This window comes from Mesorhizobium sp. M0808, from assembly GCF_040320025.1.
Taxonomy (GTDB): Bacteria; Pseudomonadota; Alphaproteobacteria; order Rhizobiales; family Rhizobiaceae; genus Mesorhizobium.
The window spans coordinates 13,524-28,130 of the sequence record NZ_JAMYOX010000034.1; the positions used below are offsets into that span (position 1 = coordinate 13,524).

At 64.1% G+C, this 14,607-nt stretch carries 11 protein-coding genes and 1 pseudogene; 2 read left to right on the top strand and 10 right to left on the bottom strand.

Annotated elements, in window-relative coordinates; translation table 11 throughout:
* Nucleotides 1-73 precede the first annotated feature (73 nt).
* Both NKI25_RS27720 and uxaC read right to left on the bottom strand, forming a co-directional pair.
* Nucleotides 74-1,051, bottom strand: a complete 978-nt coding sequence (locus tag NKI25_RS27720) for a TRAP transporter substrate-binding protein (protein WP_023678091.1) — start codon at nucleotides 1,049-1,051, stop codon at nucleotides 74-76.
* Between the two features lie 38 nt (nucleotides 1,052-1,089).
* On the bottom strand, nucleotides 1,090-2,499 hold the full coding sequence (gene uxaC, locus NKI25_RS27725) for a glucuronate isomerase (RefSeq protein WP_352754667.1): 1,410 nt from the start codon (nucleotides 2,497-2,499) through the stop codon (nucleotides 1,090-1,092).
* A 175-nt stretch (nucleotides 2,500-2,674) separates the two neighbouring features.
* Here uxaC and NKI25_RS27730 point away from each other — a divergent pair, with 175 nt between their 5' ends.
* Both NKI25_RS27730 and uxuA read left to right on the top strand, forming a co-directional pair.
* The gene (locus tag NKI25_RS27730; RefSeq protein ID WP_352999947.1) at nucleotides 2,675-4,201 is read left to right on the top strand and encodes a mannitol dehydrogenase family protein; all 1,527 of its coding nucleotides are present in this window, start codon (nucleotides 2,675-2,677) and stop codon (nucleotides 4,199-4,201) included.
* On the top strand, nucleotides 4,198-5,376 hold the full coding sequence (gene uxuA / locus NKI25_RS27735; protein WP_352594365.1) for a mannonate dehydratase: 1,179 nt from the start codon (nucleotides 4,198-4,200) through the stop codon (nucleotides 5,374-5,376). The genes NKI25_RS27730 and uxuA overlap by 4 nt, the downstream gene beginning before the upstream one ends.
* Nucleotides 5,377-5,434: 58 nt before the next feature.
* Here the strand turns inward: uxuA and lepB are convergent.
* The 8 genes and pseudogenes from lepB to NKI25_RS27775 all read right to left on the bottom strand — a co-directional run.
* Nucleotides 5,435-6,007, bottom strand: a pseudogene (lepB, locus tag NKI25_RS36560) (signal peptidase I); the annotation flags it as partial.
* A 438-nt stretch (nucleotides 6,008-6,445) separates the two neighbouring features.
* Nucleotides 6,446-6,853 carry a F0F1 ATP synthase subunit epsilon gene (locus NKI25_RS27745; RefSeq protein ID WP_023678096.1) on the bottom strand — a complete coding sequence of 136 codons (408 nt, stop codon included), beginning with the start codon at nucleotides 6,851-6,853 and terminating at the stop codon, nucleotides 6,446-6,448.
* Nucleotides 6,854-6,971: 118 nt separating this feature from the next.
* On the bottom strand, nucleotides 6,972-8,537 hold the full coding sequence (atpD, locus tag NKI25_RS27750; RefSeq protein WP_023678097.1) for a F0F1 ATP synthase subunit beta: 1,566 nt from the start codon (nucleotides 8,535-8,537) through the stop codon (nucleotides 6,972-6,974).
* Nucleotides 8,538-8,604: 67 nt separating this feature from the next.
* Nucleotides 8,605-9,489: a F0F1 ATP synthase subunit gamma gene (locus tag NKI25_RS27755; RefSeq protein WP_023678098.1), complete on the bottom strand. Its 885-nt coding sequence runs from the start codon at nucleotides 9,487-9,489 to the stop codon at nucleotides 8,605-8,607.
* 28 nt (nucleotides 9,490-9,517) lie between these two features.
* Nucleotides 9,518-11,047: a F0F1 ATP synthase subunit alpha gene (gene atpA, locus NKI25_RS27760; protein WP_023678099.1), complete on the bottom strand. Its 1,530-nt coding sequence runs from the start codon at nucleotides 11,045-11,047 to the stop codon at nucleotides 9,518-9,520.
* Nucleotides 11,047-11,607 carry a F0F1 ATP synthase subunit delta gene (locus NKI25_RS27765; protein WP_023678100.1) on the bottom strand — a complete coding sequence of 187 codons (561 nt, stop codon included), beginning with the start codon at nucleotides 11,605-11,607 and terminating at the stop codon, nucleotides 11,047-11,049. The genes atpA and NKI25_RS27765 overlap by 1 nt, the downstream gene beginning before the upstream one ends.
* Before the next feature lie 246 nt (nucleotides 11,608-11,853).
* Nucleotides 11,854-12,249: an AGROH133_08824 family phage infection protein gene (locus NKI25_RS27770; RefSeq protein WP_023678101.1), complete on the bottom strand. Its 396-nt coding sequence runs from the start codon at nucleotides 12,247-12,249 to the stop codon at nucleotides 11,854-11,856.
* A gap of 108 nt (nucleotides 12,250-12,357) precedes the next feature.
* Nucleotides 12,358-14,541 carry a primosomal protein N' gene (locus NKI25_RS27775; protein ID WP_023678102.1) on the bottom strand — a complete coding sequence of 728 codons (2,184 nt, stop codon included), beginning with the start codon at nucleotides 14,539-14,541 and terminating at the stop codon, nucleotides 12,358-12,360.
* Nucleotides 14,542-14,607: the final 66 nt, after the last annotated feature.

Here is a 14,607-nt window from a genome sequence, read left to right on the forward strand (position 1 = left end):
TGGTTTTGGGCTGGAAGTCACCGGTTTTCTCCCCAGGAGGATGGCGGCACGGAATGTCCGCGCCGCCGCTTGATCACTGCACGGCCTTGATGGCTTCGACCATGGCCTTCAGCTTGTCGTCCTTGACGTGCTTCTCGTAGACCGGCCCCATCGCGTCGATGAAGGGCTGCTTGTCCGGCGTCGTGATCTGCGAACCGGCCGCCTCGACCTTGGCGCGCGATTCCTTGACCTTGGCGGTCCACAGCTCGCGCTGCTTGGCGACGCTTTCCTTGGCGGCCGCCTTGAAGATCGCCTGGTCTTCCGGCGTCAGCTTGTCCCAGCTCGACTTCGCCATGACGAAGGCTTCCGGCACCATCGTATGCTCGTCGAGCGAATAGTATTTGGCGACTTCCGCGTGCTTGGCGGTGTCGTAGCTCGGAAAATTGTTCTCCGCGCCGTCGATCACCCCGGTCTCGATCGCCGAATACACCTCGCCATACGGCATCGGCGTCGCGTTGGCGCCGAGTGCCGCCACCATGTCGACGAAGATGTCGGACTGGATGACGCGGAACTTCATGCCGGCCATGTCGGCTACGGTGTTGATCGGCTTCTTCGAATTGTAGAAGGAGCGCGAGCCGCCGTCGTAAAAGGCGAGCAGCACCAGCCCGACCTGGTCGAACGCCGCCGCGATCTGGTCGCCGATCGCCCCGTCCATGACCTTGTGCATATGCTCTTCCGAACGGAAGATGTAGGGCAGCGAGGGCACGGTGGTCTCCGGGATGAGCCCGTTGAACGGCGCCATCGAGACGCGGTTGAGATCGATCACGCCGGTACGCACCTGCTCGATCGTGTCCTTTTCCTCGCCGAGTTGCGCGGAAGGATAGATCTCGACCACATAGCGGCCGGCCGTGCGCTCCTTCACCAGCTCGCCGAAATATTTGACCGCCTCGACCGTCGGATAGCCGTCCGGGTGCGTGTCGGACGAGCGCAGGACCGTCTGGGCGCTTGCCGATCCGGCCAGCAGTGCGGCGGCAAGTAGCGTAGCTCCCGCCAATCTCGAAAAATGCAGCATTGGTTTCCTCCCGTTTTGAACGATGGCGGCAAGCGCCGTTAGAGCCGGTACGCCTGTTTCGCGAGCGTATAGGCAAGTTCCTGCGCCAGCTCGTGCGCCTCGTCCTCGCCGAGCCGATGCTCGGCGACGAGACGCGCCAGATATGCGCAATCGACCCGGCGCGCCACATCATGGCGGGCCGGTATGGATGGAAAGGCGCGGGTGTCGTCGTTGAAACCGACGGTGTTGTAGAAACCGGCGGTTTCGGTGGTCATCTCACGGAACCGGCGCATGCCTTCGGGGCTGTCGTGGAACCACCAGGCTGGCCCGAGCTTCAATGCCGGGTAGACGCCGGCAAGCGGCGCCAGTTCGCGCGCATAGCTGGTCTCGTCAAGGGTGAAGAGGATGATGGTGAGGTCGCGCTCCAGCCCGACGCAGTCGAGCAGCGGCTTCAGCGCCGTCACATAATCGGTGCGGGTCGGGATATCGAAGCCTTTGTCCCTGCCGAACTTCTGAAAGACAGCCGGCGAATGATTGCGCCAGGAGCCGGGATGTATCTGCAGGACCAGGCCGTCGTCGCGGCTCATCTTGGCCATCTCGGTCAGCATCTGGGCGCGAAACAGTTTTCGCTCGCGCTCGTCGTCCGAGCCCCGGCGGATGCGGTTGAACAGCTCCTGCGCGGCGGCATCCGAGAGATTGGCGGTTTCGGCCGTCGGATGGCCGTGATCGGAGGAAGTCGCACCGAAACCCTTGAAGAAGGCGCGCCGCTGGCGGTGCGCCTCGAGATAGCCTGTCCAATTGCCGGTATCGCACCCGGTGATCTCGCCAAGCCGGTCGAGATTGGCCGAGAACCCTTCGAAGTCAGGATCGACGATCGCATCCGGCCGATAGGCGGTGATGACGCGGCCCTCCCAGCCGCTGTCGCGGATCATCTGGTGCCATCTGAGATCGTCGAGCGCGCCTTCGGTCGTTGCGATGACTTCAATGTTGAAGCGCTCGAACAGCGCTCGCGGGCGAAAATTCTCCCACTGCAGCAAGGTCGAGATCATGTCGTAATGGCGGTCGGCGGTTGCGGCCGTCAACGGCTCGTCGATGCCGAACAGGTGGGCAAGCACGTGGTCGAACCACAGCCGGGTCGGCGTACCCCGGAACAGGTAATAATGCTCGGCAAAGCGCCGCCAGATCGTTCTGCCGTCGGTTTCCACCGGCGAGCCGTCAAGCGTCGGCACCCCAAGCTCTTCAAGCCGAACGCCCTGGCTGAACAGCATGCGGAAAATGTAGTGGTCCGGCACGATCAGCAACTGCGCCGGATCGGGAAACGCCTCGTTGAGCGCATACCAGCGCGGATCGGTGTGGCCGTGCGGGCTGACGATCGGGAGGTCCTTGACCGTGGCGTAGAGATCGCGGGCCAGCGAACGCGGGCGCCCCTCGGCGGCAAACAGCAAGTCCGGATCCGTCAATGCGGCCACGTAAATCCTCCCAATCCGGACATCGGTAGGGTTGGAAAGAAATAATGTCAACATACAAAAACTGGGTTGTTGTATGATGACTTTTCGTCGGCCATTGCCCATTGTGCGTGACGGCATCGGGTGTTACGCCGCCTGCCAGCAGTGACCCAACAATCTCGATCAGACACGTGGCGCAATGACCAATAGACGCCTTTCCAACAGCACGCTGAAGGCACTGCCGGCTTCGGTCGCGGTCCCGCGCTACGCCCGCGGCGGCGTCGCACCTGGCATCGTCCATCTCGGCGTCGGTGCCTTCCATCGCGCCCACCAGGCGGCCTATGTCGACGACTGCCTGGCGGCGGGCGAGGCGGACTGGGGCATTGTCGGCGTGTCCTTGCGCAGTCCTGACGCGCGCGACGCACTGGCGCCGCAGGATGGCCTCTACACGCTGGCGATCAGGAGCAGCATCGGCGAAGAGCTGCGCGTCGTCGGCTCGATCCTGTCGCTGCTGGTGGCGCCGGAAGATCCGGCTGCGGTGCTCGCCGCCCTGACCGATCAGCGCACCCGCATCGTCACGCTGACGATCACCGAAAAGGCCTATTTGAGGGCAGCCGGCGGCGGCCTCGACAATACCCACCCCGACATCGTCCATGATCTGGCCAACCCGCAAATGCCACGGACGGCGCATGGTTTCCTGACCGAGGCGCTGTCGCGCCGCCGTGCCGCCGGCATCCAGCCTTTCACCGTGCTCTGCTGCGACAACCTTCCGGCCAATGGCGCCACGCTGCACCGCCTGCTGGTCGAATTCGCCGCACTGCGCGATTCCAGGCTCGCCGCTTCAGGCGATGCCAGGCTCGCCACTTCAGGCGATGCCAGGCTCGCCGCACACATCGCCGACGGCGTCGCCTTCCCGTCGAGCATGGTCGACCGCATCGTGCCGGCGACCACCGATGTCGACCGGGCGCGTATCGCCGTCGAGCTCGGCGTTGAGGATGCTTGGCCGGTGATGACCGAGCCGTTCTGCCAATGGGTGGTCGAAGACGATTTCCCGGCTGGCAGGCCGGCCTGGGAAAAGTTCGGCGTCACCATGGTCGGCGACGTCGGGCCCTTCGAGGACATGAAGCTGCGGCTGCTCAACGGCTCGCATTCGGCAATCGCCTATCTCGGCCTGCTCAGCGGCTACGACACGGTCGACCGCGCCTTTGCCAATCCGGCGATCCGGCAATTCGTCGACGGACTATGGGCCGAGGCCATCCCGACGCTGCCGCAGGACGCCGGGCTCGATACGGCCGGCTACACGGCCCAGCTCGCCGAACGCTATTCGAACACCGCGCTCGCCCATCGCACGGCGCAGATCGCCAATGACGGCAGCCAGAAGCTGCCGCAGCGCATCGTCGCCTCGGCCCTCGATCGACTGGGCGCCGGTGACCCGCCCGCGCATCTCATGCTGGTGGTGGCGGCCTGGATCACCGCTTGCGAGGCGCGCGGCAAAACTTTGCCGGAAGCCCATTTTACCGACCCGATCGACACTCGGCTTATGGCGCTCGGCAGCCGGCCGGCTGATGAAACGGTGACAGCGATATTCGATCTCGCCGGCTTCGCCAAGGATCATGCCCACCGCATGACACTGATCGATCTGACGGCAGCCCATCTCGAGCGCCTGCGGCGGGGCGGCACTGCCGCAGCTTTGGCGGCGCTTGGCATAGGGAGTGAGAAGCCATGAGACAGACCTGGCGCTGGTTCGGGCCGGACGATCCGGTGACGCTTGCCCATGTCCGTCAGGCCGGCGCCGTCGGCATCGTCAGCGCGCTGCACCACCTCAACGACGGCCGCGCCTGGCCGGCAGACGAGATCGTCAGGCGCAAGGCCGAGATCGAGGCAGCAGGGCTGACCTGGGACGTGGTCGAGAGCATCGTCGTGCACGAGGACATCAAGACCCGCAGCGGCGACTGGCGCAGCCTGATCGACAATTACAAGGCCTCGATCCGCGCCGTCGCCGCCGCCGGTATCAACACCGTCTGCTATAATTTCATGGCGATCACCGACTGGACGCGGACGGACCTCGATTACCCGATGCCGCATGGCGGCACGGCGCTGCGCTTCGATGTCGTCGAGCTCTGCGCCTATGACGTCTTCATCCTTGAGCGAGAAGGGGCGGAGGCCGATCACCCACCGGCCCGTATCGAGGCCGCGCGTGCGCGGCTGCAAGGGATGAGCGACAGCGACAAGGCAAGGCTGGAGCGCAACCTGATCGGCTGGGTGCCGGCGCGCGAATTCATCTTCGATCGGGCAAGCTTTCGCCGCGCCCTCGACCTCTACAAGGACGTCTCCACCGAAGGACTGCGCGAAAACCTGTTTGCTTTCCTGCGCGAGATCGTGCCGATCGCCGAAGAGGCCGGAGTCAGAATGGCGATCCACCCCGACGATCCGCCTTTTTCGTTGTTTGGCCTGCCGCGCATCGTTTCCAAGGCAGCCGATGCCCGCGCGCTGCTCGACGCGGTCGCTTCGCCGGCTAACGGGCTGACGCTGTGCACCGGCTCCTACGGTGCGGGCGCGCAGAACGATCTGCCGACGATGGCCAAGGCCTTCGCCGAAAACATCCATTTCGCCCATCTGCGCAACGTCACCAAGGAGCCAGACGGCTCTTTCCACGAAGCCGAGCACCTCGACGGCGACACCGACATGGTGGCGGTCGTGTCGGCGCTGATTGGCGAAGAACGGCGACGCAAGGCAGCCGGCAGGGCGGACTGGCAGGTGCCGATGCGTCCCGACCATGGCCACGCCATCATCGACGACATCGGCAAGAAGGTGAACCCCGGCTATTCCTGCATCGGCCGCCTGAAGGGCCTCGCCGAACTGCGCGGCGTCATGCGCGCAGTAGAGGCACTGACAGTTTGAGCTACTTGCTCGCCTGGCCGTTCAGCGTCTGTCGAGACGAATAATCGGTACCTTTGGAATTCCAGAACAGCCGCAGGGCCTTGCCGACCAGATTTTCATAGGGAACAAACGCGACACTGAACCGGCTGTCGGAGGCATTGTCGCGATTGTCGCCAAGCACGAAGTAGTGGCCTGCGGGCACCTCAAACACGCGCGTATTGTCGCCGATCGAGTTGTCGGTGAGGTTGAGAACGGAATGGGTGACACCCCCCGGCAAGGTTTCGCTTTGGAGCTTGGCTCTCGAGAACTCGTCGGACGAAAAAGTACCAATATCGTCGAGTCCCACCGCGACATCGTTGATGTGAAGCACCCCGTCGATGATCTGGATCTTCTCGCCGGGAAGGCCGACAATCCGCTGGATGTAGTCCACGCTCGGATCGGGCGGGAACTTGAAGACAACCACATCTCCCCTTTTGGGTTCCGCGCCGAATATACGTCCATCAACGGGAAGCAAGTTGAACGGCACGCTTTAGCGGCTGTAGCCGTATGCCATTTTGGAGACGAAGAGATAGTCGCCTTCCTGCAACGTCGGCACCATGCTGCTGGAGGGAATCGAAAAAGGCTGGAGCAGGAACGCGCGTATTGCGAATGCAGCCGGATACGAGGTCAGAAAGACGAGCACCAGCACCGAAAGCCCACGCGCGTACCATCTGTCCGGCTTGAACCGGTGCGCGAAGGGAACAACGATCGCTGCCCACAGGGCCATCAAACCGATCCCTGAAAAATTGGCCCACCAAGCAAGATCGACGCCAGGCAATACCGGAAAGCCAATGTAAATAAGCGCGAAAACGACGACGCTGATCACCACCAGGCTGGCGACCGCCAGTTTGCCGCTGCCGATCCAGAGGAACCCGCCAAACGGGCCGCCAAAGGCCGAAACCAGGGCCGTCGACCATCTGGATCGCGAGATAGTTTCTTGTTGCACTGCTTGTTCTGTCATCGGCCACCCCCCACGCCAAGGCAGCCAGACTGTCCACCAAACAAAAAAGCGGGGCAAGCCCGCTTTTTCAGTTAGTCATTTGACCGGAACTCACGCCGGCAACAGCGCACCTTCAAGCGTCGTAAGCTGGTTGAGGAACTGCTCGGCCTTGCTGCGGGTCTGGTCGTCCTTGGCGTCGGCGGCGTCTTCCCTGGCCTCCTGGATGCGGCGGGCAAGGTCGGCGCGGTCAATGTCGCCGACGGCTACCGCCGATTCCGCCAGAAGCGTGCAGCCGGCCGGAACGATGTCGGCAAAGCCGCCGAACACCACATAGCGCTCTTCCTTGCCTTGCGCGGTCTTCAGCGTAACGACGCCCGGCTTGATTGTGGTCATGACCGGCGCGTGATGCGCCATGACAGTCATCTCGCCTTCGGCGCCCGGAATGACGACGGATTCGACCTGCTCGGAAACCAAGAGGCGCTCCGGCGAGACCAGTTCGAATTTGAAAGCTTCAGGCATGATCAGTTTAGCGACTGGTGAATGGTGAATGGTGAACGGTCAGAAAGAATGACCTTCACTCAGCCCCGATTTCCTATCCGCTACTCCCCATTCACAATTCACTATTGACCATTCACCATCAGGCCGCTTCGGCGGCCAGGCGCTGTGCCTTCTCGACCGCTTCCTCGATGCCGCCGACCATGTAGAAGGCGGCCTCCGGCAGATGGTCGTAATCGCCGTTGCAAAGGCCCTTGAAGCCCTTGATGGTGTCGGCGAGGTCGACCAGCTTGCCCGGTGCGCCGGTGAACACTTCGGCGACGAAGAAGGGTTGCGACAGGAAGCGCTCGATCTTGCGGGCGCGGGCCACGGTCTGCTTATCCTCTTCCGACAGCTCGTCCATGCCCAGGATGGCGATGATGTCCTGCAGCGACTTGTAACGCTGAAGGATCGACTGCACCTGGCGGGCGACCTGGTAATGCTCTTCGCCGACAACCATCGGGTCGAGCATGCGCGAGGTCGAATCGAGCGGATCGACGGCCGGATAGATGCCCTTTTCCGAAATCGCGCGGTTGAGCACGGTCGTCGCGTCGAGGTGGGCGAACGAGGTCGCCGGTGCCGGGTCGGTCAGGTCGTCGGCCGGCACATAGATCGCCTGCACCGAGGTGATCGAACCCTTGGTCGTCGTGGTGATACGCTCCTGCAGCGCGCCCATGTCGGTAGCCAGCGTCGGCTGGTAGCCCACGGCCGAAGGAATGCGGCCGAGCAGCGCCGACACTTCCGAGCCCGCCTGCGTGAAGCGGAAGATGTTGTCTACGAAGAACAGCACGTCCTGGCCCTGGTCGCGGAAATATTCGGCAACCGTCAAGCCGGTCAGGCCGACGCGGGCGCGGGCGCCCGGCGGCTCGTTCATCTGGCCATAGACGAGCGCGGCCTTGGAGCCTTCGCCGCCGCCCTTCTTGTTGACGCCGGACTCGATGAACTCGTGATAGAGGTCGTTGCCTTCGCGGGTGCGCTCGCCGACGCCGGCGAACACCGAGAAGCCGCCATGCGCCTTGGCGACGTTGTTGATCAGTTCCTGGATCAGCACCGTTTTGCCGACGCCGGCGCCGCCGAACAGGCCGATCTTGCCGCCGCGGGCATAGGGGGCCAGCAGGTCGAGCACCTTGATGCCGGTGACCAGGATCTGCGCTTCCGTCGACTGCTCGACATAGGTCGGCGCCGGCTGGTGGATCGAGCGCATCTCGATGCCGTCGACCGGGCCTGCCTCGTCGACCGGCTCGCCGATGACGTTGATGATGCGGCCGAGCATGCCCGGGCCGACCGGCACGGTAATCGGTGCACCGGTGTCATAGACGTCCTGGCCGCGGACCAGACCTTCGGTCGAGTCCATGGCGATGCAGCGCACGGTGTTTTCGCCGAGATGCTGGGCCACCTCTAGCACCAGGCGATTGCCGACGTTGATCGTCTCAAGCGCGTTCAGGATCGCCGGCAGATGTTCGCCAAACTGGACGTCGACAACGGCGCCGATGACCTGGCGAACCTTGCCTGCCAGGCCGGTTTTCTTGATGGTGGCGGCCGGCGTATTCACAGCGGCGGCCTTGGTTGCTGCCGCCTTCTTGGCCGGAGCGGCCTTTGCTGCTGCCGGAGCCTTCGCTGGTGCCGCGGCCTTAGGGGCTGCCGTCTTCGGGGTCGCTGCTTTCGCCATCGTCTTTACCCTTTTCGTCTCTTTGTTTCTCACACGCTTGAGGTCGATGACCTCCTTGTGGGCGTGCCTAGAGCGCCTCGGCGCCCGAAATGATTTCGATCAATTCCTTGGTGATCTGCGCCTGCCGCTGGCGGTTGTAGGTGATCGACAATTTGTTGATCATGTCGCCGGCGTTGCGCGTCGCATTGTCCATGGCGCTCATCTTGGCGCCCATCTCGCCGGCAGCATTCTCGAGCAGCGCGCGAAAAACCTGCACGGAAATGTTGCGTGGGATGAGATCGGAGAGGATCTCGCCCGGCTCCGGCTCGTATTCGTAGACGGCGCTGCCGCCGTCCTTCACTTCCGCGCCAGCCGCAGGCGCGCCCGCCGGGACAATTTGCTGCGCCGTCGGGATCTGGCTGATCACCGACTTGAACTGCGAATAGAACAGCGTGCAGATGTCGAAGCCGCCTTCGTTGAACAGGTGGATCACCTTCTTGGCGATGGCATCGGCATTGACGAAGCCCAGCGTCTTGACCTCGCGCAGGTCGACACGCTCGATGATCAGCGCCCCGTAGTCGCGGCGCAATATGTCGAACCCCTTCTTGCCGACGCAGATGATCTTGACCTGCTTGCCGTCGGCCAGAAGCTTGCGGATGTGGTCGCGGGCAAAGCGGGCGATCTGCGAATTGAAACCGCCGCACAGACCGCGTTCGGCCGTGCAGACGACAAGCAGATGCACGTCGTCCTTGCCGGTGCCGGTCATCAGCGCCGGGGCATCGCCGCCGCCGCCGATCGCCTGGGTGATATTGGCCAGCACCGCGCCCATGCGCTCCGAATAGGGACGCGCCGCTTCCGCCGCTTCCTGCGCGCGACGCAGCTTCGCCGCGGCGACCATCTGCATCGCCTTGGTGATCTTCTGCGTCGCCTTGACCGAGGCGATACGGTTACGAAGGTCTTTTAACGAAGGCATGCTTCAAACCTGATCCCGTCCGTCCTGCTCAAGCAAAGGTCTTGGCGAAGGCGTCGATTTCTGCCTTCAGCCTGGCGCGCAGATCGTCGGACAGCGCCTTCTCCTTGCGGATGCCGTCGAGCACGTCCTTGCCGGCCGAGCGCATATGCGACAGCAGACCATGCTCGAACTTGCCGACCTGGTTGACCGCCAGCTTGTCGAGATAGCCGTTGACGCCGGCGAAGATCACCGCGACCTGCTCCTCGACTTTGAGCGGCGAGAATTGCGGCTGCTTCAACAGCTCGGTCAGACGCGAGCCGCGGTTGAGCAGGCGTTGCGTGGCGGCGTCGAGATCGGAGCCGAACTGCGCGAAAGCAGCCATTTCGCGGTACTGCGCGAGCTCGCCCTTGATCGACCCGGCAACCTGCTTCATCGCCTTGATCTGCGCCGAGGAGCCGACGCGCGACACCGAAAGGCCGACATTGACCGCCGGGCGCACGCCCTGGAAGAACAGATTGGTTTCCAGGAAGATCTGGCCGTCGGTGATCGAGATGACGTTGGTCGGGATATAGGCCGACACGTCGTTGGCCTGCGTTTCGATGATCGGCAGCGCCGTCAGCGACCCACCGCCGTTTTCGTCATTGAGCTTGGCGGCGCGCTCGAGCAGGCGCGAGTGCAGGTAGAAAACGTCGCCGGGATAGGCTTCGCGGCCCGGCGGACGGCGCAGCAGCAGCGACATCTGGCGATAGGCGACGGCCTGCTTCGACAGGTCGTCGTAGCTGATCAGCGCGTGCATGCCGTTGTCACGGAAATATTCGCCCATGGTGCAGGCGGTGAACGGCGCCAGGAACTGCATTGGCGCCGGATCGGAGGCGGTCGCGGCGACGATGATCGAATAGTCGAGCGCGCCGCGCTCTTCCAGGACCTTGACGAACTGCGCCACCGTCGAGCGCTTCTGGCCGACGGCGACATAGACGCAGTACAGCTTTTCCTTCTCAGGGCCGTTGTCGTGCACCGATTTCTGGTTGAGCATGGTGTCGAGGATGATCGCGGTCTTGCCGGTCTGGCGGTCGCCGATGACCAGTTCGCGCTGGCCGCGGCCGACCGGGATCAGCGCGTCGATGGCCTTGAGGCCGGTCGACATCGGCTCGTTCACCGATTTGCGCGGGATGATGCCGGGCGCTTTGACGTCGACGCGCTTGCGTTCGGTGGCCTGGATCGGGCCTTTGCCATCAATCGGGTTGCCGAGCGCGTCGACGACGCGGCCGAGCAGGCCCATGCCGACGGGCGCATCGACGATGGCGCCGGTGCGCTTGACGGTGTCGCCTTCCTTGATGTCGCGGTCGGCGCCGAAGATGACAACGCCGACATTGTCGGCTTCGAGGTTGAGCGCCATGCCGCGGATGCCGCCGGGGAACTCGACCATCTCGCCGGCCTGGACATTGTCGAGGCCGTAGACGCGGGCGATACCGTCACCGACGGACAGCACCTGGCCGACTTCGGAGACCTCGGCCTCCTTGCCGAAATTCTTGATCTGGTCTTTCAGAATTGCGGAAATTTCCGCGGCGCGGATGTCCATCAGCCGACCTCTTTCAGTGCAAGCTTGAGCGAATTGAGTTTGGTTTTGAGCGACGTATCGATCTGGCGCGAGCCGATCTTGACCACCAGTCCGCCGAGCAGCGACGGATCGACGGTGACCGTGATCGCCACATCCTTGCCGGCGACACTTTTCAGCGCTGCCTTCAGCTCGGTTTCCTGGGCAGGCGTCAGCGCATGCGCCGAGGTAACCTCGGCGGCGGTCTCGCCGCGGTGTTCGGCGGCGATCTGGCGGAACGCCTTGATCATGCCGGGCACGGCAAATAGCCGGCGATTCTGGGCAACGACGCGCAGGAAATTGCCGGTGAGGCCGGTGATCCCCGCTTTGTCGGCGATCGCGGCGATCGCCTTGGCCTGGTCCTCGCTGGAGAAGACAGGGCTCCTGATCAGCCGCGAAAGGTCAGCGCTGCCTTCGAGCATCGTTTCGAACCTATTGAGGTCGGCCTCGACGCTGGCGACCGAATTGGCCTGCAGCGCGAGTTCGAACAGCGAACCCGCATAGCGTTCTGCGACACCTGAGATTGGCGATGACGATTGGGCCACGGACCGTCTTTTCTCTTGTCTGACAGGCCGCAGATTGTTGGCGCGAGCAAAAACTCTGGCTAAATCTTTGACCTTACTGCATTTTTCCAAGCACGGAGGCGCGGCTTCCGCTATCCCCGGTCGAAAGTCGATTGCCGTCTAGCACAGGCATTTTCAGACCGCAATGCGTCGTCCGGCATGGTTTTCAGGCACTATTGTCGCATCCGCCGGCCGAGTTCAGCAACCAACCCCGGATTGATCCCTGATTCAGGGCAAAAAGCCGAAGGCGAAGGCCAGAGGCAGCGCCGCCAGCACCAGCTCGACGACGATGGATGCCCAGTTGAACGGCGTGTTGGCGCCGTCCGACATCATCGACAGCAGCCGGCCGAAGGCGGTGAACAGCCAGGAGAAGCCGAGCGCCATATAGAGCAGCGGCTGCGCCAGGAGGATGCAGCACAGGCTGAGGCCGAGATAGAAGCCCGACATCCGGCCGCGCCCCTCGGCGATCGCCGCTGCCTTCTCCGGTCTGACCTGCAGCCGCAGGATCCGGAAGGCCAATCCTGGCGCCAGGAACAGCAGCAGGCCGAACAGCAAGGTCACCACGGCGCTCGACCATGCCAGCCACTCGCCCTGGCTCATCGGCCACGGAAACGCAAATTCCATGTTGTCCCCTCGTAAATGGATATTCAAAATTTCGGGCATTCTAACGAAGCAAGAGACATACGCCAGATGGGCATCGGCAATTTACGGAAGCCTGTCCTCTGAGCCCCTTCACAAAAAGCTCTGCGGGTCGATGTCGACCTGGACTCGCACCGAGCCCCTTATCTTCGGTCCCTCGGCCAGCATGGTGCGAATGAACCCTTGCATGTCGGCGCGCCGTTCGCCCTGGATCAGCAGGCGAAAGCGATGGCGGCCGCCGATCAACGACAGCGGCGCCTCGGCCGGGCCGAGCACGAACAGGTCGCTGGCCTGCGGCGCGGCGCGACGCAGGCCACGGGCGTGCCCTTCGGCTTCGGCCCGTGTCGCCGCGCTGACGATGACGCCGGCGAGCCTGCCGAAGGGCGGCAGCCCCGCCCGCTCACGCTCGGCGATCTCGCGCTCGTAGAAGGCCTCGGCATCGCCTGAGACGATCGCGCGCATCACCGGGTGGTCGGGTTGGAAGGTCTGCAGCAGGCCGAGGCTTTTCTTGCCGGTGCGGCCGGCGCGGCCGGTCACCTGGCTGAGCAGTTGGAAGGTGCGCTCGGCGGCGCGCGGGTCGCCATTGGCAAGGCCGAGATCGGCATCGACCACACCGACCAGCGTCATGTTGGGGAAATTATGGCCCTTGGCGACGAGTTGTGTGCCGATGACGATGTCGGCCTCGCCATTGGCGATGGCTTCAAGCTCGAGCCGCAGCCGCCGCACGCCGCCCATCAGGTCGGACGACAAGACGATGGTGCGGGCATCGGGGAAATGCGCGACGACCTCCTCGGCGATGCGCTCGACGCCTGGCCCGCAGGCGACCAGATGATCGAGCGTGCCGCATTCCGGACAGGCTTCGGGCCGGCGTTCATTGTGCCCGCAGTGGTGGCAGACGAGCTGGCCGCGAAAGCGGTGCTCGACCAGCCAGGCCGAGCAGACCGGACAGCCGAAGCGGTGGCCGCAGACCCGGCAGAGCGTCAGCGGCGCATAGCCGCGCCGGTTGAGGAACAGCAGCGACTGTTCCTTTCTTTCCAGCGTCTGCCGTATATGGCCGAGCAGTACAGGCGACAGGAAGCCGCCGCGTGCCGGCGGCGCGCGGCGCATGTCGATCGTCTTGAGATCGGGAAGTGCCGCCTCGGCAAAGCGCGCCGAAAGCACCGCCCTGCTGTAGCGGCCCTGGCTGGCATTGACCCGGCTTTCGACCGACGGTGTCGCCGAGGCGAGCACGACCGGAAAGCCGCCGATATGGCTGCGCACCACGGCCATGTCGCGCGCGTTGTAAAAGACGCGATCCTCCTGCTTGTAGGCGGGATCGTGCTCTTCGTCGACGACGATCAGTCCAAGCTCCCTGAATGGCAGGAACAGCGCCGAGCGCGCGCCTGCGACGACCCGCACGCCGCCTTCCGCTACCTGCCGCCAGACCTTTTCGCGCATCCTTGGCGGCAGGTCCGAGTGCCACTCCGCCGGCTTGGCGCCGAACCGCTCCTGGAAGCGTTCGAGGAAGGCGTGGGTCAGCGCGATTTCCGGCAGCAGGATCAGCACCTGCTTGCCGCGATCGAGCGCGGCCGCGACCGCCTCGAAATAGACCTCCGTCTTGCCGGATCCGGTTACACCGTCGAGCAGGGTGACGCCGAATGTACCGGTCGCGACATTGGCGCGCAGCGTCTCGGCGGCATCGCTCTGGTCGGGCATCAGTGAAGGCACGGCGTAGCCGGGATCGGGTGCTGCGACCACCGGCCGCGGCGGGATCATCACCGTCTGGAATACGCCCTGCACCCGCAGCCCGTCCACCACCGTCGACGACACGCCTGCCGCATGCGCCAGGCCGGATCGCGTCCAGGCAAGTCCGCCTTCGGCCGTCTCCAGCACGCGCGTCCTCGCCTCCGTCATCCGGTCGGGCTTGGCGAACGTGCGCTGCAGCCCTTCGATCCACGGCTCCGGGTCGAACGCCTCCGGCGCCCTGAGCAGCATGCGCGCCACCATGCCGGGCGGCGACAGCGTGTACTGCGCCACCCAATCGACAAAACGCCGCATCGCGCGGTCGATCGGCGGGCAGTCGAAAACCTGCTCGATCGGCCGCAATTTCTTCGCGTCGACCTTTTCGACGGCGCCGTCCCAGACGATGCCGGCGACCTGGCGGGGCCCAAGCGGAACGCGCACGATCGAGCCCGGCACCACGCGCATGCCAGCCGGCACGGCATAGGTGTAGGGGCGCTCGGCGGGCATCGGCACCAGCACCGGTGCGGCCGCGACAAAGGGCGAATCTTCGATCATGAGGCGTGACCTTGCCCCGACTTTGGTCTAGATCAAAGTCCGACCCCAAATGTGCATGACGTGCAC

What these genes read in the sequence shown, in the direction of transcription:
- NKI25_RS27720 (WP_023678091.1), bottom strand. Translation starts at nt 1,051, where the DNA reads ATGCTGCATTTTTCGAGATTGGCGGGAGCTACGCTACTTGCCGCCGCA.
- NKI25_RS27730 (WP_352999947.1), top strand. Translation starts at nt 2,675, where the DNA reads ATGACCAATAGACGCCTTTCCAACAGCACGCTGAAGGCACTGCCGGCT.
- uxuA (WP_352594365.1), top strand. Translation starts at nt 4,198, where the DNA reads ATGAGACAGACCTGGCGCTGGTTCGGGCCGGACGATCCGGTGACGCTT.
- NKI25_RS27745 (WP_023678096.1), bottom strand. Translation starts at nt 6,853, where the DNA reads ATGCCTGAAGCTTTCAAATTCGAACTGGTCTCGCCGGAGCGCCTCTTG.
- atpD (WP_023678097.1), bottom strand. Translation starts at nt 8,537, where the DNA reads ATGGCGAAAGCAGCGACCCCGAAGACGGCAGCCCCTAAGGCCGCGGCA.
- NKI25_RS27755 (WP_023678098.1), bottom strand. Translation starts at nt 9,489, where the DNA reads ATGCCTTCGTTAAAAGACCTTCGTAACCGTATCGCCTCGGTCAAGGCG.
- atpA (WP_023678099.1), bottom strand. Translation starts at nt 11,047, where the DNA reads ATGGACATCCGCGCCGCGGAAATTTCCGCAATTCTGAAAGACCAGATC.
- NKI25_RS27770 (WP_023678101.1), bottom strand. Translation starts at nt 12,249, where the DNA reads ATGGAATTTGCGTTTCCGTGGCCGATGAGCCAGGGCGAGTGGCTGGCA.
- NKI25_RS27775 (WP_023678102.1), bottom strand. Translation starts at nt 14,541, where the DNA reads ATGATCGAAGATTCGCCCTTTGTCGCGGCCGCACCGGTGCTGGTGCCG.